General features: G+C 68.0%; 25 protein-coding genes and 1 tRNA gene. 15 read left to right on the forward strand and 11 right to left on the reverse strand.

Features of this window, described 5'->3' with window-relative positions; translation table 11 throughout:
* Nucleotides 1-120 precede the first annotated feature (120 nt).
* Nucleotides 121-1,020 carry an NAD(P)-dependent oxidoreductase gene (locus AB4089_RS05105; RefSeq protein ID WP_441408200.1) on the reverse strand — a complete coding sequence of 300 codons (900 nt, stop codon included), beginning with the start codon at nucleotides 1,018-1,020 and terminating at the stop codon, nucleotides 121-123.
* 31 nt (nucleotides 1,021-1,051) lie between these two features.
* Complete coding sequence (locus AB4089_RS05110) at nucleotides 1,052-2,551, reverse strand: four-carbon acid sugar kinase family protein (protein ID WP_441408201.1); 1,500 nt, start codon at nucleotides 2,549-2,551, stop codon at nucleotides 1,052-1,054.
* Nucleotides 2,552-2,754: 203 nt separating this feature from the next.
* On the opposite strand from AB4089_RS05110, the gene AB4089_RS05115 reads away from it, so the two are divergent.
* Entirely contained in the window at nucleotides 2,755-3,465 is a 711-nt protein-coding gene (locus tag AB4089_RS05115; protein ID WP_441408202.1) for a FadR/GntR family transcriptional regulator, read from the forward strand.
* Between the two features lie 68 nt (nucleotides 3,466-3,533).
* On the opposite strand, the gene AB4089_RS05120 is transcribed toward AB4089_RS05115, so the two are convergent.
* Complete coding sequence (locus tag AB4089_RS05120; protein ID WP_441408203.1) at nucleotides 3,534-3,791, reverse strand: metal-sensitive transcriptional regulator; 258 nt, start codon at nucleotides 3,789-3,791, stop codon at nucleotides 3,534-3,536.
* Nucleotides 3,792-3,928: 137 nt separating this feature from the next.
* Here AB4089_RS05120 and AB4089_RS05125 point away from each other — a divergent pair, with 137 nt between their 5' ends.
* The 5 genes from AB4089_RS05125 to AB4089_RS05145 all read left to right on the forward strand — a co-directional run bounded on the left by AB4089_RS05125 (nucleotide 3,929) and on the right by AB4089_RS05145 (nucleotide 7,018).
* The gene (locus AB4089_RS05125; RefSeq protein WP_441408204.1) at nucleotides 3,929-4,891 is read left to right on the forward strand and encodes an SGNH/GDSL hydrolase family protein; all 963 of its coding nucleotides are present in this window, start codon (nucleotides 3,929-3,931) and stop codon (nucleotides 4,889-4,891) included.
* Nucleotides 4,892-4,943: 52 nt separating this feature from the next.
* On the forward strand, nucleotides 4,944-5,153 hold the full coding sequence (locus tag AB4089_RS05130) for a dodecin (protein WP_441408205.1): 210 nt from the start codon (nucleotides 4,944-4,946) through the stop codon (nucleotides 5,151-5,153).
* A gap of 98 nt (nucleotides 5,154-5,251) precedes the next feature.
* Nucleotides 5,252-6,223 carry an aldo/keto reductase gene (locus AB4089_RS05135; protein ID WP_441408206.1) on the forward strand — a complete coding sequence of 324 codons (972 nt, stop codon included), beginning with the start codon at nucleotides 5,252-5,254 and terminating at the stop codon, nucleotides 6,221-6,223.
* Nucleotides 6,224-6,376: 153 nt separating this feature from the next.
* A complete protein-coding gene (locus AB4089_RS05140; RefSeq protein WP_441408207.1) occupies nucleotides 6,377-6,640 on the forward strand; it encodes a GlsB/YeaQ/YmgE family stress response membrane protein in 264 nt (87 codons plus the stop codon).
* 90 nt (nucleotides 6,641-6,730) lie between these two features.
* Nucleotides 6,731-7,018: a YtxH domain-containing protein gene (locus tag AB4089_RS05145; protein WP_441408208.1), complete on the forward strand. Its 288-nt coding sequence runs from the start codon at nucleotides 6,731-6,733 to the stop codon at nucleotides 7,016-7,018.
* A 37-nt stretch (nucleotides 7,019-7,055) separates the two neighbouring features.
* On the opposite strand, the gene AB4089_RS05150 is transcribed toward AB4089_RS05145, so the two are convergent.
* Entirely contained in the window at nucleotides 7,056-7,940 is an 885-nt protein-coding gene (locus AB4089_RS05150; protein WP_441408209.1) for a putative protein N(5)-glutamine methyltransferase, read from the reverse strand.
* 240 nt (nucleotides 7,941-8,180) lie between these two features.
* On the opposite strand from AB4089_RS05150, the gene AB4089_RS05155 reads away from it, so the two are divergent.
* Nucleotides 8,181-9,275, forward strand: a complete 1,095-nt coding sequence (locus AB4089_RS05155) for a lactonase family protein (RefSeq protein ID WP_441408210.1) — start codon at nucleotides 8,181-8,183, stop codon at nucleotides 9,273-9,275.
* On the opposite strand, the gene AB4089_RS05160 is transcribed toward AB4089_RS05155, so the two are convergent.
* From AB4089_RS05160 to AB4089_RS05170, 3 genes are all read right to left on the reverse strand, one after another.
* Complete coding sequence (locus tag AB4089_RS05160; protein ID WP_441408211.1) at nucleotides 9,259-10,218, reverse strand: serine/threonine-protein kinase; 960 nt, start codon at nucleotides 10,216-10,218, stop codon at nucleotides 9,259-9,261. The genes AB4089_RS05155 and AB4089_RS05160 overlap by 17 nt on opposite strands.
* Before the next feature lie 341 nt (nucleotides 10,219-10,559).
* Nucleotides 10,560-11,051 (reverse strand): MarR family winged helix-turn-helix transcriptional regulator, encoded by a 492-nt coding sequence (locus AB4089_RS05165; RefSeq protein ID WP_441408212.1) that lies wholly within the window; start codon nucleotides 11,049-11,051, stop codon nucleotides 10,560-10,562.
* Between the two features lie 146 nt (nucleotides 11,052-11,197).
* Nucleotides 11,198-11,270 (reverse strand) — tRNA-Lys (locus AB4089_RS05170).
* A gap of 204 nt (nucleotides 11,271-11,474) precedes the next feature.
* Between AB4089_RS05170 and AB4089_RS05175 the strand changes: the two genes are divergently transcribed.
* The 3 genes from AB4089_RS05175 to AB4089_RS05185 all read left to right on the forward strand — a co-directional run bounded on the left by AB4089_RS05175 (nucleotide 11,475) and on the right by AB4089_RS05185 (nucleotide 14,089).
* A complete protein-coding gene (locus tag AB4089_RS05175) occupies nucleotides 11,475-12,128 on the forward strand; it encodes a hypothetical protein (RefSeq protein ID WP_441408213.1) in 654 nt (217 codons plus the stop codon).
* A 325-nt stretch (nucleotides 12,129-12,453) separates the two neighbouring features.
* Nucleotides 12,454-13,071, forward strand: a complete 618-nt coding sequence (locus AB4089_RS05180; RefSeq protein WP_441408214.1) for a DUF47 domain-containing protein — start codon at nucleotides 12,454-12,456, stop codon at nucleotides 13,069-13,071.
* A gap of 4 nt (nucleotides 13,072-13,075) precedes the next feature.
* Nucleotides 13,076-14,089, forward strand: a complete 1,014-nt coding sequence (locus tag AB4089_RS05185) for an anion permease (RefSeq protein ID WP_441408371.1) — start codon at nucleotides 13,076-13,078, stop codon at nucleotides 14,087-14,089.
* 12 nt (nucleotides 14,090-14,101) lie between these two features.
* On the opposite strand, the gene pstB is transcribed toward AB4089_RS05185, so the two are convergent.
* From pstB to pstS, 4 genes are all read right to left on the reverse strand, one after another.
* Nucleotides 14,102-14,881: a phosphate ABC transporter ATP-binding protein PstB gene (gene pstB / locus AB4089_RS05190; RefSeq protein WP_441408215.1), complete on the reverse strand. Its 780-nt coding sequence runs from the start codon at nucleotides 14,879-14,881 to the stop codon at nucleotides 14,102-14,104.
* A gap of 48 nt (nucleotides 14,882-14,929) precedes the next feature.
* Nucleotides 14,930-16,039 (reverse strand): phosphate ABC transporter permease PstA, encoded by a 1,110-nt coding sequence (gene pstA / locus AB4089_RS05195; protein ID WP_441408216.1) that lies wholly within the window; start codon nucleotides 16,037-16,039, stop codon nucleotides 14,930-14,932.
* Entirely contained in the window at nucleotides 16,040-16,972 is a 933-nt protein-coding gene (pstC, locus tag AB4089_RS05200; RefSeq protein WP_441408217.1) for a phosphate ABC transporter permease subunit PstC, read from the reverse strand. It lies immediately after the preceding gene.
* A 198-nt stretch (nucleotides 16,973-17,170) separates the two neighbouring features.
* Nucleotides 17,171-18,292, reverse strand: a complete 1,122-nt coding sequence (gene pstS / locus AB4089_RS05205; RefSeq protein WP_441408218.1) for a phosphate ABC transporter substrate-binding protein PstS — start codon at nucleotides 18,290-18,292, stop codon at nucleotides 17,171-17,173.
* A gap of 346 nt (nucleotides 18,293-18,638) precedes the next feature.
* Here pstS and AB4089_RS05210 point away from each other — a divergent pair, with 346 nt between their 5' ends.
* From AB4089_RS05210 to AB4089_RS05230, 5 genes are all read left to right on the forward strand, one after another.
* Nucleotides 18,639-19,766: an FUSC family protein gene (locus tag AB4089_RS05210; RefSeq protein ID WP_441408219.1), complete on the forward strand. Its 1,128-nt coding sequence runs from the start codon at nucleotides 18,639-18,641 to the stop codon at nucleotides 19,764-19,766.
* A 77-nt stretch (nucleotides 19,767-19,843) separates the two neighbouring features.
* On the forward strand, nucleotides 19,844-21,217 hold the full coding sequence (radA, locus tag AB4089_RS05215) for a DNA repair protein RadA (RefSeq protein ID WP_441408220.1): 1,374 nt from the start codon (nucleotides 19,844-19,846) through the stop codon (nucleotides 21,215-21,217).
* Nucleotides 21,218-21,374: 157 nt separating this feature from the next.
* Nucleotides 21,375-21,701, forward strand: coding sequence for an SHOCT domain-containing protein (locus AB4089_RS05220; protein ID WP_441408221.1), 327 nt, complete (start codon nucleotides 21,375-21,377; stop codon nucleotides 21,699-21,701).
* Nucleotides 21,701-23,182 carry a multicopper oxidase family protein gene (locus tag AB4089_RS05225; RefSeq protein WP_441408222.1) on the forward strand — a complete coding sequence of 494 codons (1,482 nt, stop codon included), beginning with the start codon at nucleotides 21,701-21,703 and terminating at the stop codon, nucleotides 23,180-23,182. Before AB4089_RS05220 ends, AB4089_RS05225 begins: the two co-directional genes overlap by 1 nt.
* An 85-nt stretch (nucleotides 23,183-23,267) precedes the next feature.
* Nucleotides 23,268-25,448, forward strand: coding sequence for a copper-translocating P-type ATPase (locus AB4089_RS05230; RefSeq protein ID WP_441408223.1), 2,181 nt, complete (start codon nucleotides 23,268-23,270; stop codon nucleotides 25,446-25,448).
* The last annotated feature ends 1 nt before the right edge of the window (nucleotide 25,449 follow it).

Consider the following 25,449-nt stretch of genomic DNA (forward strand, 5'->3'; position numbering starts at 1 on the left):
GATGTCTCCTTTGACAGGAATATTCTCCGACGATTCAACCGCGAGGTAAAAGTGGAGTGGCGGGGTGGTGCCCGGCGACGGCGGAGGGGGGACCGCCGTCGCCGGAGGTGGGGTGGCGGGTTAGGCGGTGCGCTTGGTGGGCGCGAGGACCTTGATGACGGCGGAGTCATCGGCGGCGGCGAGGCCCTGGGCCTGGCCCAGGAGGTAGAGCTGCTCCGCGGCGGCGGCCACAGGGGCGGCGAGGCCGGCGGCACGGGTGGCCTTGCCGACGATGCCCATGTCCTTGACGAAGATGTCCAGGCGGCTGAGGACCTCCGCGCCGCTTTCGGTGTAGGCCTCCAGGATGCGCGGGCCGCGGTTGGAGAGCATGAAGGAGCCCGCAGCGCCGGCCTCGAGGGCGGCGAGGGTCTTGGCCTGGTCCAGGCCGAGGGCGTCGGCCAGGGCCATGGCCTCCGCGGCGGCGGCGATGTGGATGCCGCAAAGCAGCTGGTTGACGGTCTTCAGGGCCTGTCCGTCGCCGGGCTTGTCGCCGACCACGGTCAGGGTGGAGGCCAGCAGCTCCAGGGCCGGGCGGGCCTTTTCCTGGGCCTCGGGGGATGCGCCCACCACGATCAGCAGGTCGCCTTCGCCGGCGCGCTTGGGTCCGCCGGAGAGCGGGGCATCAACCAGTTCGACGCCGTATTCGGCCAGGCGGTCCACCGTGGCCGGGATGGCGTCGGTGCCCACGGTGCTGCCCAGGATCACGACGGAGCCCGGCTTGAGCACGGAGGCCACGCCGTTCTCGCCGAAGAGGACATCGTTGAGCTGCTCGCCGTTGCGCACTGCCAGCAGCAGGGCGTCGGCGCCTTTCGAGGCTTCCTGGGCGGAGTCGAACGTGCGGATGCCGGCGTCTTGAGCCAGCTTTAGGCGCGGCTCGGCGATGTCGAAGCCGTGGACGTTGAGCTGGCTGGCCAGGCGCGTGGCCATGGGCAGGCCCATGGCGCCAAGGCCCAGGACGGTGATGGTGTAGGTGCTGGTCATGGTGTTCTCCATCGAATGATGTGGTGTGGAATCAGAAAGTGTTGCTGAGCTTGCGCGTGACATCGGCGAGGGACTGGTCATCGCCCACGTTGCCGGCGAAGACGATGTACGGGATGCCCTTGGCCGGGCCGTCCACCGGCTCCCAGAGGCTGACGATGCCCGGCAGCATGGGCCCGCGGACTATCGCGTGCCGGATTTCCAGGCCGTGTGCGGCCACGTCCGAGGACGTGATGCCGCCCTTGGCGATCACGAAGCGGGGCGGGAAGGTCTTCAGCGTGCGGTTCACGACGGCGACGACGGCGGCCGAGACGGTCCGGGCGATCCGCAGGCTTTCGGCGGCGTCGGAGGCCTTGATCAGGAGCCGGCTCGTGTGGACAATGACGTCGCCGCCGCGGAGGGCGGCAACCACCGTGTCAACGGTTTCATCCAGGTACTCCCCCGCGTTCTCGCTGAGCAGCTTTTCGACGTCGATCTCCACGATCCGTGCCGCGCTGTGCTGCGCGGTCAGGGCGTTGAGCTGGCGGGTGGTGACGCCGACGTGCGAGCCGACGACGATCAGGCCGCCGGCCTCCGAGGGGGTGTTGCCCGCAAACGCTTCTTCGCCGCTGAGTTCGGTGGGGATTTCCTGGCCGATCCGTGCCCGGACGAACGGCGGGCCCACACGGTAAAGGAGCTTCTTGCCGCGGCGTTCTGCTTCCTCCAGGCCCAGGGACAGGGCGCGCAGATCGTTTTCGGTGACGATGTCCGCCACGATCGGGGTGGAGTTCGTGGCGGCGTCGATGGCGTCGGCGATCGCCTTGGCGGAGATGCTCGGATCCGTGGAGGCCCGGATGATGTCCAGGTCCAGCACGATCACCGAGTCCGCGGGGAACCGGCCGTTCGACTTCTCTTCCACGTACTTGGCCATCTCCGAGTTGGCGAAGCCGAAGCTCGCGTCCCGGGCGAATTCGGTCTCTGCCACGCGGGTGAGCCGTCCGGCGTCCTCGCCTGTGCCGCGGGTGAAGTGCACGCCGCCGATCGTCACGCGGCCGGCGTCGGGGAATGCGGGAACGATCACGACGCCGTCGGTCGTCTCGCCGTTGACGGCGGTGACGGTGGCGGCGATGACGTCCGGTTCGAGCGGGTAGTGGCCGCGGAGGGTGGAGTCGCTCCGGCTGACAAAGCTGAGCCGCAGGGCTCCCTCAGCCGTTCCGGCAGTTGATGCGGCGGCCGCGAGGGCGTTCCGGACGATCTCCTCGTTGCGGGCCGCTGCCTCGGCGGGGTCAAGGCTGCGGGTGTTGGTCAGCACGTAGACCGCGCGCTGGCGCTGGCCGTTGACTTCGTAGCCGAACGCCCAGGCGAAGTCCGCCACTTCCCAGCGGGTGAGGACCGGCAGGTTCGACACGGACTGGGTGCCGGTGGGGTCGTCGTCGAGGACTACCAGGACGCGGGGGGATGCCTCGGACGAGGCCGCCACGCTGTCTGCCACGAGCCGGGCGGGGATCTGTACTTCCGCGGGGAAAGCGGCCAGCACGTCTGCTTCGAGGGGCACTATGCACTCCATTGTGTGGGATCGATCGGTGGAAACCTGCGGTACTCCGGGAGCCGCAGAAGGGGCTAAATGTAAGATGTCAGACATCTTATATCTGGATGCTAGTGTGGCATATGGCACAAGGACGCGCAAGTAGACTTGGCCATCAGGAGCACGCCATCAGGCAAGTCATCAGGCTGAGTGCAGTCGCTGGACGGGGAGAATTGGCTAGGAAATCGCTGGTCGGCGTAGTGGCCGACGAACTGCTGGACCGGATCATTGCCGGCGAGTTCCCGCCCGGCGCGAGCGTCCCCGGCGAACTTGAGCTCAGCTCCCGGCACGAAGTCAGCCGGATGACCGTGCGCGAGGCCATGAAGACCCTCGAAGCCCAGCGGATCCTCAGTGTGGAACGGGGCCGCGGCACGTTCGTGAACCCGATCAACCGCTGGGGCTCCCTGGACGCCGTATTGCGGGCGGCCTCAGAGGGCACCAATGACGCCTCGGCCGCCATCCAGCTCATTGAGCTGCGGCGGATGCTGGAGACGGGGGCATGCGAACTTGCGGCCGGTCGGATGGCGGATTCTGACATCCAGGCCCTCCGCGCGCAGGTCGAGAGGATGCGGCAGGCCCATGAGACCAACGATCTCGCCGCGTTCGTCGAGGCTGACCTCGCCTTTCACGACCTCATCCTGCAGGCATCTGAAAACGTCTTCGTCGCCGTTTTGTTCGAACCGCTGCACCGGGTGCTGGAAAAGCGCCGGACCGAGACGTCCAAGGTGCCGGACATCCAGAAGCACGCGATCGGGCACCACCAGAACATCGCGGACGCACTGGCATCACGCGACCCGCACCGGGCCCGGGACGCCATGGACGCGCACATGCAGCAGACCCTCGATGACCTGAAGACCTTCGTCCTGGCCGAAGGCACCGCCTGACGCCCAAACGACCGACGGGCGCTTAGGCGCCTAGGCGTGCTGCTTAGGCAGGCGCTTGGCGGAGCTGCTCAGGCCAGCGAGAGGAAGAGCTTTTCCAGTTCTGCCCGGTCCAGGCTGGGGTCTTCCTGCTGCATGCACTGCTGCAGGCCGGTGGCGATAATGGCGAATCCCGCCTTGTCCAGGGCGCTGGAGACGGCCGCCAACTGGGTCACGACGCTCTTGCAGTCGCGGCCTTCCTCGATCATCCTGGTGACGGCCGCCAACTGCCCCTGCGCGCGGCGAAGCCGGTTGATGACAGGCTTCATGTCGGTGGGATCGAGTTCCATTGGTACCTCCGGGATCGGCGCGTCAGGTTCCACATCATACCCCCCTGAGTATTTTCGACCCCGAGGGCAAGTGGGTCTCCGCTCCGGAGGGAACGCCGCCTCGGCGCCTCGCTAGGGGCATAAGTACCTAGCGCGGCATGGATTATCGGCGTATTGGTGGTGATGTGAACGCCGCCAGGTTCCTCGAGCCGGACGCCGGCCATACCGGCAACAATATTCCCGCGGCGGGGCGGCGGCAGCCGGGGATTCAGGGCTCCGCACGAGGTCAGTCCGGTGCATGGCGTTCACCGCCCTGGAGCCGGTATGTCGCCCTCGGCGATTCGTTCACGGCAGGTGTCGGCGACCCGGAACCGTTGAGCCCCGGCGGCATGCGGGGGTGGGCGGACCGGATAGCCGAGGAACTCGGCGAGGGCCGCGGAGAGTTCGGGTATGCAAACCTCGCCATCAGCGGCCTGGTCCTGCGCGAAATCCTCGACCAGCAGCTTGAGCCGGCCCTGAACCTGAAACCGGACCTCGTCACCCTCTCGGCCGGCGGGAACGACCTCGTGTTCCATCGCGGCGATCCGGACCGGATGGCCGCCTCCCTCGACGCGGCTGTGACAGTGCTCTCGGCCACCGGGGCCACCGTGGTCCTGTTCACCGGGCCGGACTGGGGCGAGACCGCCGTGTTCGGGCACATCAGGGGCAAGGTTGCGGTCTTCAACGAGAACATCCGCGTCATCGCCGCCCGGCACGATGTCCTCATTGCTGATTTATGGGCACTGCGGCAATTGGGCGATGCCCGAATGTGGGATCCGGACCGCCTGCACTTCTCGCCGTTGGGTCACCACACCATTGCGGCCATGGTCCTGGACACGCTCAACGTGCCACACCGCCTGCGCCCCCTCGAACCCAAGCCCATGCCGCCGGGGAGTTGGCGGGAAACCCGGGCCAGCGATCTGGCCTGGGTGGCCCACTACATGCTGCCCTGGATGGTGAGCAGGATCAGGCCGCGGGCCGACGCCTTTCCCCGGCAGGCAAAGCGGCCGCTGCCGGGTCCGCCCCCCGGGGGCCCGGATTCCGGCCCCCTCCCCCTAGTCCGGCCCGGTTCCGTGGGCTAGTCTGCAGGAACGGCCCACAGCCGGTCATCGATGGCGATCACGAGGAGCGAAGTTGTCTAATCACACCTACAGCATTTCTGAAATTGTCGGAACCTCGAACGAAGGCCTCGATGCGGCGGTCCGGAACGGCATCACGGAGGCCGCCAAGACCCTCCGGAACCTTGACTGGTTCGAAGTCAAGGAAATCCGGGGGCACCTTGAAAACGGCCAGGTCGCGGACTGGCAGGTCACCATCAAGCTCGGGTTCCGCCTGGAGCGCTGACGCCCGCTCCGGAGCGCGGACGGCACAGACCGGCCCGCCTTCGGAGAAAACCCGCAACGCGTCAGGGCGGAGGAGGTCAGGACGGAGAGGAGCGCTTCATGCGCTACACGCATCTGGGCCGCTCCGGCCTGACCGTCTCGCGCCTGTGCCTGGGGACCATGAACTTTGGCCCGCAGACCGAGGAGACGCAGGCCTTCACCATCCTGGACACCGCGCAGGCCGCCGGCATCAATTTCGTCGATACCGCCAACGTGTACGGCGGTTCGAGCCACCGCGGCTGGACCGAGGAAATACTTGGCCGCTGGTTCGCCCAGGGCGGGGAGCGCCGGGAGCGCACGGTACTGGCCACCAAACTGTTCGGCACCATGACGGACCGGCCCAATGAGTCCAAGCTTTCGGCACTGCATATCCGCCGGGCCCTGGATGCAAGCCTGAAACGGCTGCAGACGGACTACATCGATTTGTACCAGTTCCATCACGTGGACCGGAACACGCCATGGGAAGAGATCTGGCAGGCTGTCGAGGTCGCGGTACAGCAGGGCAAAATCCTGTACACCGGCAGCAGCAACTTCGCCGGTTGGCACATCGCCCGCGCCCAGGAAACCGCCGCCCGCCGCAACTACTACGGGCTGGTCAGCGAGCAGTCGATCTACAACCTGCTGACCCGGGACGCGGAACTGGAAGTCATCCCCGCCGCCCAGCAGTACGGCCTGGGAATCCTGCCGTGGTCGCCGCTGCACGGCGGCCTGCTGGGCGGAGTGCTGCAGAAGGAGGGCGACGGCGTCCGCCGCATCGCGGGCCGCGCCCTCGAGGCGCTCAAAGCGCACCAGAAACAGATCCGGCGCTATGAGGACTTTGCCGCAGAGTTGGGCCAGGACCCGGCAGACGTTGCACTCGCGTGGCTGCTCCACCAGCCGGCAGTCACCGCTCCGATCATCGGCCCGCGCACCCTCGAGCAGCTCGAATCCTCCGTCAGGGCGCACAAATTGAAGCTCGACGCCGACGCGCTGAAGCGCCTTGACGAGATTTTCCCGGGCCACCGCACTGCACCGGAAGACTACGCCTGGTAGGCCGGATGTGGCTGATCTTTGGCATCCCGCCCGTCCCACCCACGGGGCGCCGGGTGGCCTTTGATACTAAGCATGATTACTATTGAGGCAGAAGGATGAAGCGCACCTGACGATCCAGGTGCCTCCTCTATGAAAGAAGAAGGAACGATAAAAATGGGTTTTTTCGCATTTCTGATTCTGGGCCTCATCGCCGGAGCAATCGCTAAGGCTATCCTTCCGGGACGTCAGGGTGGCGGCATCATCATCACCCTGATCCTCGGCGTCGTTGGCGCCCTCCTGGGCGGATTCATCGGCAGCGCACTGTTCGGCGTGGGCATCAACGAGTTCTTCTCGCTGTCGACCTGGCTGCTGGCCATCGGCGGTGCGATCGTCGTGCTGCTGGTTTACGGCATGATCAGCAAGCGCTCAGTCCGCTAATACGGAGACTGGCGGGAAACCGGTCCTGGGGTATACCCGGGGCCGGTTTTTTGCATTATCTTCAAGTACCGCATGGAGAAGGAGCACAAAATGAAGGGCAAACTTCTTTTCGCCACCGGACTGGCCGCAGGGTATGTCCTCGGCTCACGATCGGGCCGCGCCGCCTATGAGAAGCTCAAGGCCCGGGGCACCGAACTGTGGCACAGCAAGCCTGTCCAGGACAAGGTGGCCGCCGCGGCCGAAACGGTCAAGGACAAAGCCCCAGAGGTCACCGACCACCTGAGCGAGGCCGCCCGCCGCGCGGGTACCGTCATCAGCTCCGCCGTCCACCGCGAGGCCGGACACGGGAGCACCACCGCGGCGGACAAGCTGCCCTAGGCGCCCTGCGCAGGACGCCTAACCGGGCCTGCCGCCCTCAGCTGGAAAACGGCAACGCGCCGGCCACCACCGTGGCCCCCAGCTTCTCCGAGCGCAGCACCCGTGGCCTCAGTCCGTGCCTGCGAAGGATCTCGGACGTCTGTGCGGCCTGCCGGCGGCTGGTCTCGATCAGCACGTGGCCGCCTGGCGCCAGCCATTGACGTGCGCCGGCGGCGACCCGCCGCTGCACCTCCAGCCCGTCGGCGCCGCCGTCGAGGCAGGCCCGCGGCTCATGCACGCGCGCCTCCTGCGGCATGGTTTCGATGTCGGCCGAGGGAACGTAGGGGGCATTGACGGCCAGCAACCGGACACGGCCCCGGAGTCCCGCCGGGAGCGGATCGTAGAGGTCGCCCTCATGGACCTCCCCGCCCCACGGCAGCACGTTGGTGCGCGCACACGCCACGGCGGCAGGGTCGATATCGGCGCAATGAAGTTCGATGTCGCTGTGCTGTTCGATGGGGCCGGGCAGGTCGCTAGCGCTGTGCCGTCCGTTGGGGCGGGCGAGCGCGGCCAGCGCCGTCCCGACCGCGCCGGAGCCGCAACAGAGATCAACGACGACCGGCGCGGGCCGGCCTGCCCCGGCCGGCTCCTGCCGCCAGGTGTCCAGGAGCGCGGCGGCCTGCCGGGCGAGGAATTCCGTGCGTCGCCGCGGCACGAAGACTCCGGTGTCCACGGCGATGCGGAGTCCGCAAAATTCCGCCCAGCCGAGGATGTGTTCAAGCGGGAGGCCGGCAACCCTCCGGCGGGCCATCTCATCGAGTTCGGCCGGCGTCGGGGCGGCGGCGATCAGCAGGCTGGCCTCGTCTTCGGCGAACACGCAGCCGGCGGCGCGGAGCCTGGCCGTGAGTCTCTGGTGCGGGGAATCTTGGCCAACTAGTGGCATGGGAGCGCCTTTCGGTCTGGTGTCAGACGCCCTCACCGTGAGCTGGCCGCGGCCGGCACCGCTGGGAGGGCACCCTTTCTGGACTTGCGTGAACGGGACTCACCTCCTTCTGCTGCAGTTGCCCGGAATCCCATGCTACCCAAGGCCCCCAGCCGCCGCGATGGGGCCCGCCGGGTTTGCGCGCCCTCTTGCCACGGCGGTTTGCCATCACGTGGCAGGCCCGGCTGGCAGGATGTCAGCATGGAATCCATCCCTGCACACGACCTCATCTGGACCGGCTCCTACACTGCAGACTCAGGCGGCAGCGGTTCGGGGATCGGCGCCGTCGCCGCGGCGGCCGACGGCACCCTGCGATGGCTCGGTCTTGCGGCGGAGGCCGGCTCGCCGTCCTTCCTGGCGGTCCACCCCTCACTTCCTGTGGTTTACGCCGTTGCCGAGCATGCGCGGACCGTGCGGGCCTACCGCCGGGATGGCGAGTTTGGCCTGGAGCCTGCGGGACCCGCGTGGCCGGCCGGTGACGCGGCCTGCCATGTCGCCGTCGAGCCTGCCGGGCGTTTCCTGGTGGTGTGCTGTTGGGGCGACGGCCAGGTGCTGTTCTACGAACTCGGTGCCGACGGCGGAATCCTGGGCCGGGCCGCCGCCGCGGAGTCCCGCGACCCCTACGGCGACGCTCCCGACGCGGAAGCCCCCGAAAAACCAGGGCGGCCCAGCCGTGCCCATGCCGCGCTCATGCTGGCCGACGGCCGGGTGATGACCACGGACCTGGGCCACGACCTCCTGCGGATCTGGACCGTCCGCTCCGGGCCGGGGCCGGCTCTGCGGCCGGTCCTGGACCATGAGGTAGTCCTGCCGCAGGGCAGCGGCCCCCGGCACCTGGTCCAGCACCCGGGCGGAGACGTCTTTGTGGTGACCGAGTATTCAATTGAGGTGGTCGCGGCCTCGCTGTCGCCGGACTCCGGGGACTTCCGGCTCGGATTCGTCGGGCCGGCCACCGCCGGCGGCGCCGTACCGGGAGATTCGGCGGCAGAAATCGCGCTGGCGGCCGACGGCAGGCACGCCTACGTGGGCGTACGCGGCTCGAACCGGATCAGCGTGCTGGAGGTGGTGGCCGGAGGCGCGGCGCTGCGCCCGGTGGCCGACGTTCACAGCGGCGGCAACTGGCCCCGGCACCATGTGGTCCGCGAGGGATGGCTCCACGTCGCCCACGAACGCTCGGGCGACGTCGTGACCTTCCCCCTGGACCCCGAAACAGGGGTGCCGGGCACCCCCTTGGACCGGCTGGACGTGGCCTCCCCCACCGCGCTGGTGCCGGCTGGGCTCACGCCACGGGGTTGAGGGGCTGACGCCCCGGCGCCTGAGGTGCCGTCCCCGGGGCGCCGAAAAAGAACCCGGCCGCCAGACCGCGCAGCGGCGGTACGGGGCGGCGCATGATCGCCGCGGCCTCGGCGGCGGCCACATCGGCCGGGGGCCGGTCCGCGGCGTCCATAGCCGTCATGGCACCCAGCAGCGACACCCAGCGGGGCCCGAGACCGGGCGGGATCACCGGGCTCCGCAGGGTCCGTGCCACCAACGACTCCACCGGCGTCCCCGGAAACGCCTTGGCCGCGGTCAGGCATTCCAGGAGGACCAGACCCAGGGCGTAGACATCCGCCGCCGGATCCGCCGGTCCCCCGTTGGCCTGCTGCGGACTCATGTAATGCACGGTGCCCGACGACGATCCCGGTACGAGGACAGTTCCCGCGGGTACGGCAACCCCGAAATCCGCAATCCTCACCGGGGACCTGCGCAGCGAGCTAAGAAGGATGTTGGCGGGCTTGATGTCCTGATGCACGAAGCCGCCGGCGTGCACGTGGCCGAGCCCGGACAGGGCAGCCGCGGCCCAGCCGGCCACGTCCTGCGGCTCGTTCGGACCCGCATGGATCCGTTCCGCCAGGCTCCCGCCGTAGGCAAATTCCTCCACAAGGAAGGGACGGCCCGCCCACGGGTGTCCGTCCGGCACGCGCCCCTCGCCCACAAAGGCCACAACCGCCGGGTGGTCCAGCCTGGACAGAATCCGGGCTTCGTCATGGATCCTGCGCGAATGCCGATCGTCGGGCCCCTCAGCGACCTTGACCGCCACGGGACGCTTGTTTGCCAGATCAGTGCCGCGATAAACGGTGGCCGTGGCGCCCCTGCCCAGGAGGCCGTGGATCAGGAAGGCGCCCTGCCCGCCCGCGGGCCTGCGCGCCGGGAGAACACTGCCCGCGAACGCCGGCCGGGTCACCGACTGAGTCGTCAATGACTGTGCGAGTAGGCTGCCACCGGCTCCGCGGCGCCCTGCCCGACGTCGTCCAGCTGAAAACCGCAGCGGCAACGCCACAAAGCGGGGAGGGCCAAGGAACGCTCAGCGGGCCCGAACGAGTAGGAGGACATCGCAGCCGGCTCCGGGGTGTGCCACTCCATGGGGGCGCCGCAGTGCCGCGGGAGAAGGGGACTGCCGCCTGTGCCCCCGGCAAAGGTTGCGGATTCAGGCATGACGCCTACTCTCGTTTGATGGCCGGAAAACAAGTAATAAGCATACATATAAATAGAATAACTAACTAGTTAAACAAGCTAGTTTCCCGGTTGTGCGAGGTAAAACTAGTGCCGCTTTTCGCCAATCGCCTCGCCCATCCGGCGCAGGAAGGTGATGACCACGCGGGCGTCCTCGGCGCTCATGGACTCGGCCACCTCCATCATTCGCCGGTGCATGTGGCCCAGCGTGGCGCGGACTTCGGAGTCCGTGGAGACCGTCGGCACGATCACGAGCGAGCGCCGGTCGGTCGGGTGCGGCTCGCGCCGGACGTGTCCGCTGGCCACCAGCCGGTCGATCAGCGAGGTGGTGGAGGCGGTGGTGATGCCCAGGACACGGCTGATGTCCTTGGGGCCGACCCGTTCTCCGGTGGCCTTGGCCCGCAGCAGGTAGCGCAGGGCCAGCAGGTCCGTCTCGCCCATCCCCATCGAATCGCGCGTGGACCGCCGCGTTGCCACCTCCGAGATCCTGTAATCGCGAAGGGCCTGCAGGATGGCAGCAGGCGGGTCAAGGCTGTCATCGGGGCCGTACCAGTATCCGGAGGCGCCGTGGGAGTCCATCCGGCAAGCCTAGCCGAACTGATAACTAGCCCGCCGTGCAATCGCAGCGGCTAGGGCCCCTCAGCACCAAAAGGCCCGGGGACACAAAAAATCCCCGGCCTCCTGTTGCCAGGAAGCCGGGGAATTTCCACTCTTCGCTAAAAGAGTGGGCCCTGTGGGGATCGAACCCACGACCCACGGATTAAAAGTCCGATGCTCTACCAACTGAGCTAAAGGCCCCAACTGATAGCTCCGAAACAGCGGATAAATCCGTCGCTGCGGCGCGTTTCAGCCCAGTCCATTTCTGGACGTTAATTACTGTACCCCAGACCTGGGCCGACATTATTCACACTGCCGGGACCGGCGTCGCCCGTCACCGGCGTCAGCGGCAGCGCCGCCGGCCCGATCCTCGATTCCCCGGCGGCACTGGAGTAGCGTGGGGGCATGAGCGAGCAAGCAGGATCAAGCGCCCCCGGCCCGCGGCACCACAAGCCGAAACCCTTCGCGCCGATCGACTTTGAGCCGTTCGCCGGCGGGGCCGATCCCGCCCGCGTCTCGGAGGCGGCCCATCTGGCCGCGCAGGCGCTGGTGCGCCGCGGCCGCGACAGCGATGACCCCAAAGTCACCAAGCGGCTGGTCAAGCTCGCCGATGAGCAGGGACTGGAGGCGATCGCCGAAATGTGGGCCGAAAGCCCCGCACGGTCCCTCCCCGGCGCCCTGTGGCGCCTCTACGCCCTGCGGGCCGCCACCATCCAGGACCCCGAACGGATCTCCGTCTACTTCAAGGCAGGCAAGGACACGGCCCAGGTTTCGCATGTGGTGGCCGGCGCGGCCGAACCGCCGGGCGCGGATGAGATGAAATCCATGGCGGACGCCATCCTCTCCGGGGCGTTCGACGGCGACTTCGACGTCGCGCTTGAACGTTCTGCCGCGTTCTGCCGCGTGGTTGCCCTGGGCCAGGCAACGATTGCGGACAACGCCGAGCACAGCAACGAGAACCACGCCAGCAAGCTCACCCGCAACTCCCACCTGCTGGTCAAGACGGCCGAAGACCTCGAACACGCAGCCAACGCGTGGCGGCTGGGCGAGCTGGACTAAGGGCCACCACGCACGGCCTGGGCAGGCTGTCAATGTTGACTTGAAAGAACCTACGTAGAAAACTAAAAGCGGTGCCGAACCGCGAAACCCCCGGGCTTCAACATTTAGCCGCCTAGAGCGGCCTACCGCCGAGAGGCGTATCCGGTTCGGCACCATTTTTATGCCCCTTTTTAATTGAGGGCGTACCGGCGCTGTCATATGCCGCGTCCGGCCAGTCCGGGCCCGGCGCGGACGGTAAAGTAAGGCGCATGCGCTGGTCTCCGTCAAGTCACACAGGCGGCCGAGCCTACCCGCGACCCACTCCTCGGAAGACCGGTGACACCACGTGAAGCTGCGCCTGTTCCCGCAGGAGTCCGCCGGACTGAACCTGCTCTCCCAAATGGCGCGCCAGATCGTGCTGGCCACTGGAACACTCTCGGAGATCCTCGGCGCCCCGGCCAGTGAGCATGCCCGGCTGGTGGAGGACATGCACAACCATGAGGCAAAATCGGCGGAGCTGCACTTTGCCCTCCTGACCCATATGCGCACCAGCTTCGTGAATCCCCTGCCGCGCGAGGACATGTACACGCTGTCCCGCTTCCTCAACGAGGCCATAGAGAAGCTCGACGCCGCCGCCGAGCTCGTGTCCCTGTACAAGCTCGAACGGCTGCCCAAGCGCGCAGCGGACCAGCTGGAAATCATCAGCCGGCAGGCCGAGCTCACGGTCGATGCCATGCGGAAGCTGAACAACCTGGACGAACTCGAGGACTACTGGATCGAGATCCTCCGGCTGGCCAAACGCGCCGAACGCACTCACCGGGTCTGGGTCGCGGACATGCTCCACGAGATGAAGGCGATGCAGTACGCGCGCAACCGCGACATCGCGAACCAGCTTGTCGAAGTCACGAAGGACATGCGCCGGATCGCCACCCAGGTGGGCAGCATCATCGTCAAGGAATCCTGACGTGGTGTTCTTCTTCCTTGCCCTGGTGCTCCTCTGCGCCGGGGCCTTCGCATTCCTCAACGGCTTCAGGGACGCGTCCTCCTCGGTTGCCCTGGCCGTGCGGACGCGGGCGCTGACCCCAACCGTGGCGGTACTGCTGGCCAGCCTGTTCAACTTCATCGGCGCCGGACTGAGCGCCGCCCTTGCACTGGCCGTCAGCCAGACGTGGCTGACATTGCCGACGGGCACGAACGGCCTGACGATTCTCCTCGCCGCGCTGGTGAGCGCCATCCTCTGGGGTATCTATATGTGGTGGCGGGGCATCCCGGCCTCCTCCACGCACGCCCTGGTCGGCGGCCTCGCCGGGGCAGGCGTGGCGAGCGTCGCCGTCGGCGGCAACCCCGTCACCGGCGTTGACAACTCGCTCCTGTACCAGGTGGCTCTGCCGCTGCTGGTCTCCCCGGTGATCGCCTATGTCGGGTCGTTCCTGCTGGTCTGGCCTGCCAGCTGGGCCGCCCGCTACACGCCGCCCAACGTCGTCAACACCCGGTCCCGGCGGGCCCAGGCCATTGCAGCCGGCGCCGTCGCCTTCGGCCACGGGTTGCAGGACGGCCAGCGCACCAGCGCCGTGGTGATCCTGGCGCTGCTGGCGGCCGGGCTCTCCGACGGCGGGTCCGTGCCGGTGTGGGTGGCGGTGATGACGGCCGTCCTGCTGTCGGCGGGGACGCTGGCGGGCGGCTGGCGAATTTCCTACACCATCGGCTACCGGCTGACCCGGATCGACCCCCTGCGTGGATTCGTCGCCCAGATGTACAGCTCGGTGATGCTGCTGGTGGGCGCGATCGGGCTGCATTGGCCCGTCTCCACCACCCACACGGTGACGGCGGCAACGCTGGGCGCCGGCGCCAACCAGTCCTTCCCGGGCACGGACCGCCGGCTGGTGATCCGCATCCTGGCGTTCTGGGTCCTGACCCCGGTTGTAACCGCCACCGCCGCGTTCGTCCTGCAGCTGGCGCTCACGCCGGTGGCCCGCCTGTAAGGGACTTGCCGTTTACCCGAAGCGGCCGGAGACGTAGTCCTCGGTGGCCTTCTCGGTCGGGTTGCTGAAGATGGTCGGGGTGTCACCGAACTCGATCAGCTTGCCCGGCTTGCCGGTGCCGGCGATGTTGAAGAACGCCGTCTTGTCCGACACGCGGGCCGCCTGCTGCATGTTGTGCGTCACGATCACCACCGTGTACTGGTCCTTGAGCTCGTTGATGAGATCCTCAATGGCCAGCGTCGAGATCGGGTCCAGGGCGGAGCAGGGCTCGTCCATGAGGATCACCTGGGGCTCTACGGCAATGGCCCGGGCGATGCACAGGCGCTGCTGCTGGCCGCCGGAGAGGCCGGAGCCGGGCTTGGACAGGCGGTCCTTGACCTCGTTCCACAGGTTCGCCCCTTGCAGGGAGCGCTCCACCAGGACGTCAGCCTCGCCCTTGGAGATCTTCTTGTTGTTCAGCTTCACGCCGGCCAGCACGTTGTCCCGGATGGACATGGTGGGGAACGGGTTGGGCCGCTGGAACACCATGCCGATCTGGGAACGCACGGTGACCGGGTCGACGCCGGGGCCGTACAGGTTGTCCCCGTCCAGCAGCACCTCGCCCTCAACCCTCGCCCCGGGGATGACCTCGTGCATGCGGTTCAGGGTGCGCAGGAAGGTGGATTTGCCGCAGCCCGACGGGCCGATGAAGGCCGTGACGGACTTGGCCTCGATGTTGATGTTGACGCCTTCGACGGCCAGGAATTTGCTGTAGTAGACGTTCAGGTCTTTGACGTCGATGCGCTTAGACATGGTGTTCCTTCACTTGCTGGAGGTTTATTCGGCGGGCGCGGCGGTGGCCTAGCGGCCGGCCTTGGGGGCGAAGACGCGGGCGATCAGGCGGGCGCCGAGGTTGAGCAGCATCACCAGGATGATGAGCACCAGGGCCGCACCCCAGGCCCGCTCGGAGGACGGATCCGGGTTGGACGGCGAGGTGGGGTTCAGGATCTGCGTGTAGATGAACGTTGGCAGCGAGGCCATCCAGCCGCTGAACACGTTGGTGTTGATGGTGGTCGCGAATCCGGCGGTGACCAGGATCGGCGCGGTTTCGCCGATCACACGGGCGATCGCGAGGGTGATGCCGGACGCGATGCCGGAGATCGCCGTCGGAAGGACCACTTTGAGGATGGTCCGCCATTTGCGGACGCCGAGGGCGTAGGCGGCCTCGCGGAGTTCGTTGGGCACGATCTTGAGCATTTCCTCGCTGGAGCGGACCACCACCGGGATCATCAGGACAGAGAGTGCGACGGCGGCGACGGCGCCTGTCTTGGTGCCCGGGCCGACCAGCGCGAAGAAGGCGGCCGCGGCGAACAGGCCCGCGACAATCGAGGGGATGCCGGTCATGACGTCCACGAAGAAGGTAATGGCCCGGGCCAGCGCCCGGTCCTCGCCGTATTCAACGAGATAGATCGCGGTCAGCAGGCCCACCGGGACCGAGATGAGGGTGGCGAGCACGGTGATCAGCAGGGTGCCCACGAGCGCGTGGTAGATGCCGCCGAGCAGGGGCGCACCTTCCTCGACGGTCTTGTTATCGAAGGCGCCGGTGACGCCGTTCATGGAGGTGGTGAGGAATCCGGGATCCAGGAGGCCGGGGAGGCCGTTGACCAGCACCGTCCAGATCACCGAGAACAAGGGCAGCAGGGCGACCAGGAAGGCGCCCACCACCAGGCAGGTGGCCAACTTGTCCTTGGCCTTGCGGGCGCCTTCCACAACCAGGCTCCAGCCGACCAGTCCGGCGGCAAAGAGGATGCCGGAGACCAGCCCCCAGCCGAAGGCGTTGAAGCCGATCAGGGCCAGGATGGCGGCACCGAGGACCAGGGCTACGGCCAGGACAATGTACGGCGCGGCCTTGGGCAGCTGGCCCTTGGTCAGTGCCGAGCGCTTGCGCACGGGGGTCAGGGTGGAGGTCATTTAGTTGGCTCCCGAGAATTCTTTGTGCCGGGTGATGATCCCGCGGGCGATCATGTTCACGCCGAGGGTGATGACGAACAGCACCAGGCCGGCGGCGATCAGCGTGCTGACCTTCAGTCCGCTGGCCTCGGGGAAGTTCAGGGCGATTTCGGCGGCGATGGTCTGGTTTCCGCTCTGGATCAGGCTGGCGGTCAGGGCTCCGGAGGACAGCACCAGCGCCACGGCCATGGTCTCGCCGAGGGCCCGGCCGAGTCCGAGCATCACGGCGCTGATGATGCCGGGCCGGCCGAACGGCAGGACGGTCATCCGGATCATCTCCCAGCGGGTGGCGCCGAGGGCCAGCGCGGCCTCTTCGTGCAGCTTGGGGGTCTGCAGGAAGATCTCGCGGGTCAGGGACGTGATGATCGGCAGGACCATGACGGCGAGGACGATCCCGGCCGTGAGGATGGTCTTTCCGGTGGCCGAGGCGGGACCTTGGAATATCGGCAGCCAGCCCATGTTGTTGGCCAGCCAGTTATAGGACGGGGAGATTTCCTTGGCGAGGAACGCAACGCCCCAGGCGCCGTAAACCACGGACGGGATCGCGGCGAGAAGGTCAATGACGTAGCCCAGGCCGGAGGCGAGCTTGCGCGGTGCGTAGTGCGAGATGAACAGCGCGACACCGATCGCGATCGGCGTCGCGATTACCAGGGCGATCACGGAGGCGATGAGGGTGCCGATGACGAGCGGCCAGATGTAGGTGAAGAACCCTTCGCCGCCCTGGATCTTGTCCGGCGATGCCACGAGGGCCGGGAACGCCTGGATGACCAGGAACAGTGCCACGCCGAAGAGCACGACGAGGATCAGACACCCTGCCGCCAAGGCGGCTGCGGAAAAGACTTTGTCGCCGGTGTGGCCTGCGCCCCGGGACTTGGTCAGGGAGGTGGTGGTCACTTCACGGTCCTTCGGTTTGGGTGGAGGTCCGGGCGCCGGCTGCGGAGGCCTCCGCGGCCGGCTTCCGGCAAATCTTGGTGTTTGGAACAAACGCGTCGGTTCCCTGCTCCATGGCGGCCGCCGGTGACGGCCGCCATGATGCAGGGAACCTTTGATCAGGCTCGTGTTTCCACTATGCCTCGCGGTGCGGCGTTATCCCTAGGCCTTGGCCTTGATGGCGTCGACGGCAGCGATTGCCTTGTCCTGGAGGGCCTTGGACAGCGGCGCCGACTTGGCGGCGTCTGCGGCGGCCTGCTGGCCGGCGTCGGAGGCTGCGTACTTGACGAAGGCCTTGACCAGGTCAGCGGTGGCCTGCGTGTCGTAGGTGCTGCAGACGATGTGGTAGGACACCAGGACGATCGGGTAGGCGCCGGCGGCGGTGGTGGTGCGGTCCAGCTTGATGGCGAGGTCGTTGGCGTTGCGGCCTTCAACCGGCTTGCCCTGGTCCACTGCCTTGGCAGCAGCGTCGGCGGAGATCTTCGTGAAGGAGTCTCCGACCTTGATCTGCGCCGTGCCGAGCTTGCCGCTGACAGCGGAGTCGTCGGCGTAGGTGACCGCACCGGGGGTGTCGGTGACGGTCTTGACGACGCCGGAGGTGCCCTTGGCGTTCTCGCCCTTCAGGCTCGCGGGCCAGACGCCGGCGGCCTTGTCGGTCCACACCGAGGGGGCGACGGCGGACAGGTAGTCCGTGAAGTTCGAGGTGGTGCCGGAGTCATCCGAACGGTTCACCGGGGTGACCTTGAGGTCCGGAAGCTTGGCGTCCGGGTTCAGGGCCGCGATGGCGGGGTCGTTCCAGTTGGCGATCTCGCCGCGGAAGATCTTGGCAACGGTGGCAGCGTCGAGCTTCAGGTCCGTGATGCCCGGCAGGTTGAAGGCCACGGCGATCGGGGAAATGTAGACCGGGATGTCGAGGGCGCCGTCGGGGCCGCACTTGTCCTTGGAGCTGGCGAGCTCGTCATCCTTGAGGTAGGCATCGGAGCCGGCGAACTGTGCCGAGCCGTCGAGGATCGCCTTGCGCCCGGCGCCGGAGCCGTCCGGGGAGTACTGCACAGTGGCGCCCTGGTTCGCGGTAGCGAAGTTGGTCTTCCAGACGTCCATGGCTGCGCCCTGGGCGGAAGAGCCGATGCCGGTCAGGGTGCCGGTGACCTTGGGGCCGGACGCGGACGGAGCCGCGGTCTGGGCCGTGTTGGTTGCATTGTCCGAACCGCAAGCGGTCAGCGCGAGTGCGCCGGCGGCGATAACAGCGATAGCCGCGTTGCGGCCGAAGCGGAGAGCCTTCACTTAGATGTACCCCTTTCAGGGCTTTGCGTGCTGGGCCGGAGAAGGCCAGCAGGGATGCGTACGGATTTGTACCTTTACCGACGGTAAGTGGCCCAGGTGAAGAGAATTGCGGACCAAGGTGAACGGCCGGTTAACGACACTGGGCCATTGGCTTACATCTGCCGGGGAGCCATTGTGTTCTGTGGGTCACAGTCGTATCGGTCATGCCCCTCCACGTTGCGCTATCACTTCCGCGCGCCAAGGCCCGCCAAAACCCGAGAATGGGGACCACAACTGATAGCGCAACGGGTGGGAGGGGCAGGTCTGCCGTGCCGGCCGGCCCGGGGCAGCAAATAGACTGGAGGGCATGGCCTCCGCGACTGGACTCTCCGCAAGCGCACGATTCCTGCGCGGCCGGGTCCGGACCGGCTTTGTCCGGAGCCGGAACTCCCTGGGGCCGGCCATCCAGATGACCACGTGCGCCGTGGGCGCCTACGCGTTCGCCGAATACGTCCTGGGCCACAACGGGCCGTTGTTCGCGGCCACATCGTCCCTGATTGCCCTCGGTTTTTCCCGGGACCCGAGGCTGCGCCGCGTCATCGAGGTGGGCCTGGGCTGCACGCTCGGCATCGTCGTCGGGGACCTGCTGCTGCACTGGCTGGGTTCCGGGATCTGGCAGGCCGCCGTCGTTCTCCTCTTCTCCATCCTGCTGGCCAGGTTCCTGGACAGCGGGACCATCTTCACCACCCAGCTGGGCCTGCAGTCAGTGCTCGTGGTGCTCCTGCCGGCGCCGATCGGGGGGCCGTTCACGCGCAGCATCGACGCCGTAGTGGGCGGGGTGTTTGCGCTGCTGATGACCGTCCTGGTTCCCAAGGATCCCCGGCGTGAACCCCGCAACGACGTCAAGAAGCTGCTCCACGAGCTCGCCGAGGTGCTGCGGGAATGCGCCTCGGCGCTGAGCTACAGCGATTCCACCCAGGCCTGGCACGCCCTCATCCGGGGGCGGAACTGCCAGCCTCTCGTCGATGCCATGCGCCAGACGCTGCGCGCCTCCGGCGAGGTGGCCACCCTGGCCCCCGCATACCGAAGGCACCGGGAAGAGCTGGACCAGATGGAACAGTCACTGGACTACATCGATCTCGCGCTGCGCAACAGCCGGGTTTTTGCGCGCCGCCTGACCAGCGCCATCAACCATGCGGCCCTCTCGGACGAGGCCACCCAGAACATCGCCGACGTCCTGCAGGAGACGGCCGCCGCCGTCGATGAGCTGTCGCTGGGCCTGGCGGAAGTGCACGACGGCGCCCGCCGCGCGCATCTGCGCACTGCCCGGTCCGAGCTGCGGGAGATTGCCATCCGGCTGCATCCGCGGATGCTGGACGTCCAGCTGCTCGAGGGCGAAACGGTGGTCATGCTGTTCCGACCGCTCATGGTGGACCTCCTGGAGGCCGCCGGCGTGGATTCCAAGGAAGCCCGGGACATCCTTCCCCCGCTGTAGCCGCCGCAGGTGCCGCGCAGGCCCACATGGCCCGGCCGGCGCGCTTCATTGTCGCCGGCCCCCGATAGTGTGGACCAATGGCTACGAAGACTTCCCGGGGGCCCAAGGCGCCCGGCTACAAATGCGCCGAATGCGGCTGGACCACGGTCAAGTGGGTGGGCCGCTGCGGCGAATGCCAGGCATGGGGCAGCGTGGAGGAGACCGGCGCCGCCGTCGCCCGCACGACGGCGGCCACAACGGTCCTTGAACCGGCCCGCCGGATCGCCGACATCGACGCCACCACCGCGGCTTTCCTGCCTACCGGCGTGGACGAACTGGACCGTGTCCTGGGCGGCGGGCTGGTGCCCGGCGCCGTCATCCTCCTCGCGGGCGAACCCGGGGTGGGCAAGTCCACGCTGCTGCTGGACGTGGCGGCCAAGTTCGCCCGCACCGCGCAGGACGTCCTCTATATCACCGGCGAGGAATCCGCCGCCCAGGTCAAGCTCCGTGCGGACCGGATCGACGCCGTAGCCGAGTCCCTGTACCTGTCCGCCGAAACTGACCTCGGGCAAGCCCTGGGGCAGGTGGAGAAGCTGGAGCCGCGGCTGCTGGTGGTGGACTCCGTGCAGACCCTCAGCAGCGCCGACGTCGAGGGCAGCGCCGGAGGGGTCTCCCAGGTGCGCGAGGTTGCGGCCTCCCTGATTGCCGCGGCCAAGCGCCGCAACATGACCACGCTGCTGGTGGGGCACGTGACCAAGGACGGTTCCATCGCCGGGCCCCGGCTCCTGGAGCACCTCGTGGACGTCGTCTGCCAGTTCGAGGGCGAGCGGCATTCGCGGCTGCGGCTGCTGCGCGCCGTCAAGAACCGCTACGGACCTACCGACGACGTCGGCTGCTTCGACTTGAACGAGGACGGCATCGAGGGCCTCGCCGATCCCAGCGGGCTGTTCGTCTCGCGGACCAAGGAGCCCGTCTCGGGAACCTGCATCACGGTCACGCTGGAGGGCCGCCGGCCGCTGCTGGCCGAGGTCCAGGCGCTGCTCGCCGAGAGCGCCAGCTCCCAGCCCCGCCGCGCCACCAGCGGACTGGACAGCTCGCGCGTGGCGATGCTGCTCGCCGTCCTGCAGCAGCGCGCCGGCTGCCTGCTGCATAAGGACGACTCCTATGTGGCCACAGTTGGCGGGGTCAAGCTCAGCGAACCCGCCACCGACCTCGCCGTGGCCCTGGCGGTGGCCTCCGCCAAAGCCAAGAAGCCGCTCCCCCAGCGGCTGATTGCCTTCGGCGAGGTAGGCCTGGCCGGCGAAGTCCGCCCGGTTCCCGGCATCAACCAGCGCATCCAGGAGGCGCACCGGCTCGGCTTCACCCATGCAGTGGTGCCGGCCAGCCCCAACGGGCACGGGCCGGTTCCCGCGGGGTTCTCGGTCCGCGAGGTGGGCCACCTTGCCGAGGCCCTTGGGCTGCTGATCAGCTGACCGCCCGAAGGCCTGGGACGTGCCGTCGGCGTACACAGAAGCGACTTAGGACCCTAACGCCGCCGCCCAGGCGGCCGCACGATGGGATAGTGGCTGGCGGATGCGGCCGGCCGATCCAACCGTCCCAGCCGCGCCGGCCGCACTAGAGGGGTGCGACATGATGTGGGGTTACGGGTACGAACTCGGCTGGATGTGGCTGTGGGGCGTGTTCCTGCTGGCCGGAATTACCGTGCTGGTCATCCTGGCCGTCCGGCTCCTCACTGGAGGCCTTCGTCATGACGGTCCTGGTCTGCCGCCGGGCCAGGGGCAGATTCCTCCACAGGGGCAGGGCGGGCCTCCCGGTCCAACCCCCGTTTCTCCACAGCCGCCAGTGCCGACCGGACGATCCCAGGCCCGCCTGATCCTTGACGAACGCTTTGCGCGGGGCGAGCTCACGGCCGAGCAGTACCGCGAGAATCTGAAGGTGCTGGGCGAGGAGTCCTAGTGCAGCCCCTCAGCCGCCGCCATGCCCTGCTCTTGGCCGGCCTCGGTGTGGCCACAACCGCGGCGGGCGCAGCGGGGCTCACCTGGACACTGGCATCCCGCAGCGCGCCGGTCACCGGGGCCGCACTGACCCACCCGGCCGAGCTGCGCAGCACCGGCGGCAGCCTGGCGCTCGAGTTGGAGGCGGGCGAGGGCCCAATGCAATTGGCCGGGCGCCAGGTCACGGCCCTTGGCTACAACGGAGCCAGTCCCGGACCCACCTTGCGCCTGCAGGCCGGGGACGCGCTCGGCATCCGGGTGCTGAATCGCCTGGCCGAGCCCACAAACCTGCATATGCACGGGCTCCACGTGTCCCCGCAGGGTGCCGGGGACAACGTGTTTGTCACAGTGGAACCCGGAGGCAGCTTTGACTATGAATACCGGTTACCGCCGGACCACCCGCCCGGCGTCTACTGGTACCACCCGCACCACCACGGCCTGGTCGCGGGGCAGATCTTCGGTGGCCTGTTCGGGGCAATCATCGTCGAGGACACGGAACCCATTCCGGCCGCCACGGAGCGCCTGCTGATCGTCTCCGACACGGAACTGGACGCGGCAGGAAGCATCCGGAGCGCTCCGCAGGCAGAACGCATGGCCGGCAGGGAGGGCCGGCTCGTGCTGGTCAACGGCCAAAGCAAGCCCCTCATCAGCGCCCTCCCCGGGCAACGGGAGCGGTGGCGGCTGGTCAACGCCTGCGTCGCCCGCTTCCTCCGGCTGCAGCTCGACGGCCAGTTCATGCAGCTGCTCGGCATCGACTCCGGGCGCTTCCAGTCGGCCGCATCGGTCAACGAGGTCCTGCTGGCCCCAGGCAACCGGGCCGATCTTCTGGTGACTGCGGTGGCCGGCGAGTCAGTCCTCAGGGCCGCTTACTATGACCGCGGCAGCATGCCCGCAATGATGGGCCGGGATTCCGCCGGTCCAGACGCAGCGGCGACCCCGTCCCCGAGTGTGGCCCTCGCGACCCTCCAGGTTTCAGGCGAACCGGCCGCCGGTCCTGCAGGGTTGCCGCCCCAGCCGGCCCCAATGGACCTGCGCCAGCTCTCCGTCGCCGCACGCCGGCAGTTCCTCCTGGCGGTCGGCATGAGCCCAGGACCCATGGGCGGAGGCGGCGCTGGCATGATGGCGTTCACCATTAACGGCCGGGAATTCGACGCGGCCAGGACCGACACCACGGTGGCGGCCGGCAGCATGGAGGAGTGGACGGTGGTCAATACCAGTCCCATGGACCACCCGTTCCACCTGCACGTCTGGCCGATGCAACTGATCTCCGTGAATGGTGCGGCGGCCGCTTCACCGGTCTGGCGGGATGTGGTCAATGTCCCGGCAAACGGACGGGTGACCGTCAGGATTTCCTTCAAGGACTTCACTGGAAAATCGGCCTACCACTGCCACATCCTGGACCACGAGGACCTGGGGATGATGGGCGTCATCGAGGTCCGCTGAGAAATCAAGCTCTTGCCAGAAATACCCCCTGGGGGTATCTTTGCCATAGCTTCAGATCACTGAACACCTTCCAGGAGCGCACACCATGGACCACCGGCACAGCAGTCGGGACCTCGATCGGGGCATAGATCCCGCCGTCGGCGTTCATAGCACCCACCATCACGGCATCCACGGGACGCCGCAGGGCGGCCGGGCAGGGCATCCCGCAGGCTCCGGCGCCGCTGCCGGCTCCGCCGCGGATGACCACCTTGTCCACAGCCACGGCCAGCATGCCGGGCACAGCGTCGCGATGTTCAGGGACAGGTTCTGGGTGTCACTGGCCCTGGCCGTTCCCGTGGTCTTCTTCAGCCCCATGTTCGCGGACCTCCTGGGCTACCAGCCGCCGGTGTTTCCGGGCTCCGCCTGGATTCCGCCGGTATTCGGCACGGCGATCTTCATCTACGGCGGCCAACCGTTCATCCGGGGCGGCCTCAGTGAGCTGAGGACGCGCAAGCCCGGGATGATGCTGCTGATCGCCATGGCCATCAGCGTGGCATTCATTGCCTCATGGGTGACCAGCCTGGGCCTGGGCGGCTTCGACCTCGACTTCTGGTGGGAGCTGGCATTGCTGGTTCCGATCATGCTGCTGGGCCACTGGATCGAGATGCGCGCCCTCGGCTCGGCCCAGGGCGCGCTGGACGCCCTGGCTGCGCTGCTGCCCGACGAGGCGGAACGCGTCACCGGCGCCGGCACGGAGACCGTCAGCGTCTCGATGCTCCGCGCCGGAGACACCATCCTGGTCCGCCCCGGCGGACGGATGCCGGCCGACGGCACGGTCAGTGACGGCCGGGCGGAATTCGACGAATCGATGATCACCGGCGAGTCACGGACGGTCCTGCGGGCGCCCGGCGATCCCGTGGTGGCCGGGACCATCGCCACGGACAACTCCGTGCGGGTCAGAGTCTCCGCCATCGGCGAGGACACCGCCCTGGCCGGGATCCAGCGACTCGTGGCGGAGGCGCAGGCATCCTCCTCCCGGGCCCAGGCCCTGGCCGACAGGGCAGCGGCGTTCCTCTTCTACTTCGCCGCAGGTACCGGCGCCCTGACCTTCGTCGTCTGGACCCTGATGGGTAGCGTCACCGAGGCCGTCACCCGCACCGTGACGGTCCTGGTGATCGCCTGCCCCCATGCCCTTGGCCTTGCCATCCCGCTCGTTATCGCCATTTCCACGGAGCGGGCCGCCCGGGCCGGTGTCCTGATCAAGAACCGGATGGCGCTGGAGCGCATGCGCACGGTCGACGTCGTGCTGTTCGACAAGACCGGAACCCTGACCAGAGGCAAGCCCGAGCTCAAGGAAGTTGCCGCGACGGTGGGCATGGGGCCGGCCTCAGCCGCAGGCCGGGACGCGGTGCTGGCTCTCGCCGCCGCTGTGGAGGTGGACAGCGAACACCCGGTGGCCCGCTCGATCGTGGCCGCCGCCCGGGAACGGGAATTGAAGATTCCGACGGCGGAGGGGTTCACCGCGCTGACGGGCCGCGGGGCCCGGGCCACGGTCGATGGCCGCGTAGTCCAGGTGGGCGGTCCTGCCCTGCTCCGCGAACTCGGTCTGCAGGAACCGGAGGATTTGGCCGCCACGACCGGCGCCTGGCTGGCTCGCGGCGCGGCAGTGCTCCACGTCGTGGACGGCGGCGCCGTGGTGGGAGCGGTCAGCCTGGAGGATGCAGTTCGGCCCGAGTCACGCCAGGCCGTCCGGGCCCTCCAGGCGCGCGGCATCACGGTGGCCATGGTCACCGGCGACGCCCGGCAGGTGGCGGGCGCCGTCGCCGCCGAGCTCAACATCGATGAAGTGTTCGCCGAGGTCCTCCCGGCCGACAAGGACAAGAAGGTCGCGCAGCTGCAGGGCCGCGGACTGAAGGTGGCCATGGTGGGCGACGGCGTCAACGACTCCCCGGCGCTGGCCCGGGCGGAGGTGGGGATCGCGATTGGCGGGGGGACGGATGTGGCGGTGGAATCGGCCGGGGTGGTCCTGGCCGGCGACGATCCCCGGGCCGTGCTGTCGCTGCTCGATCTGTCCAAGGCGAGCTACCGGAAGATGTGGCAGAACCTCGTCTGGGCCACCGGGTACAACATCATCTCTGTGCCGCTGGCAGCCGGCGTCCTCGCCTTCGCAGGGATCGTCCTCTCCCCCGCCGCGGGCGCGGTGATGATGTCGGCGTCGACCATTGTGGTTGCCCTGAACGCGCAGTTGCTGCGCAGGCTAAAGCTCAACCCGGCCGCGGTCGGCTGAC

It is taken from the genome of Arthrobacter sp. 2MCAF15, from assembly GCF_052115605.1.
In the GTDB taxonomy this organism is placed as follows: Bacteria; Actinomycetota; Actinomycetes; order Actinomycetales; family Micrococcaceae; genus Arthrobacter.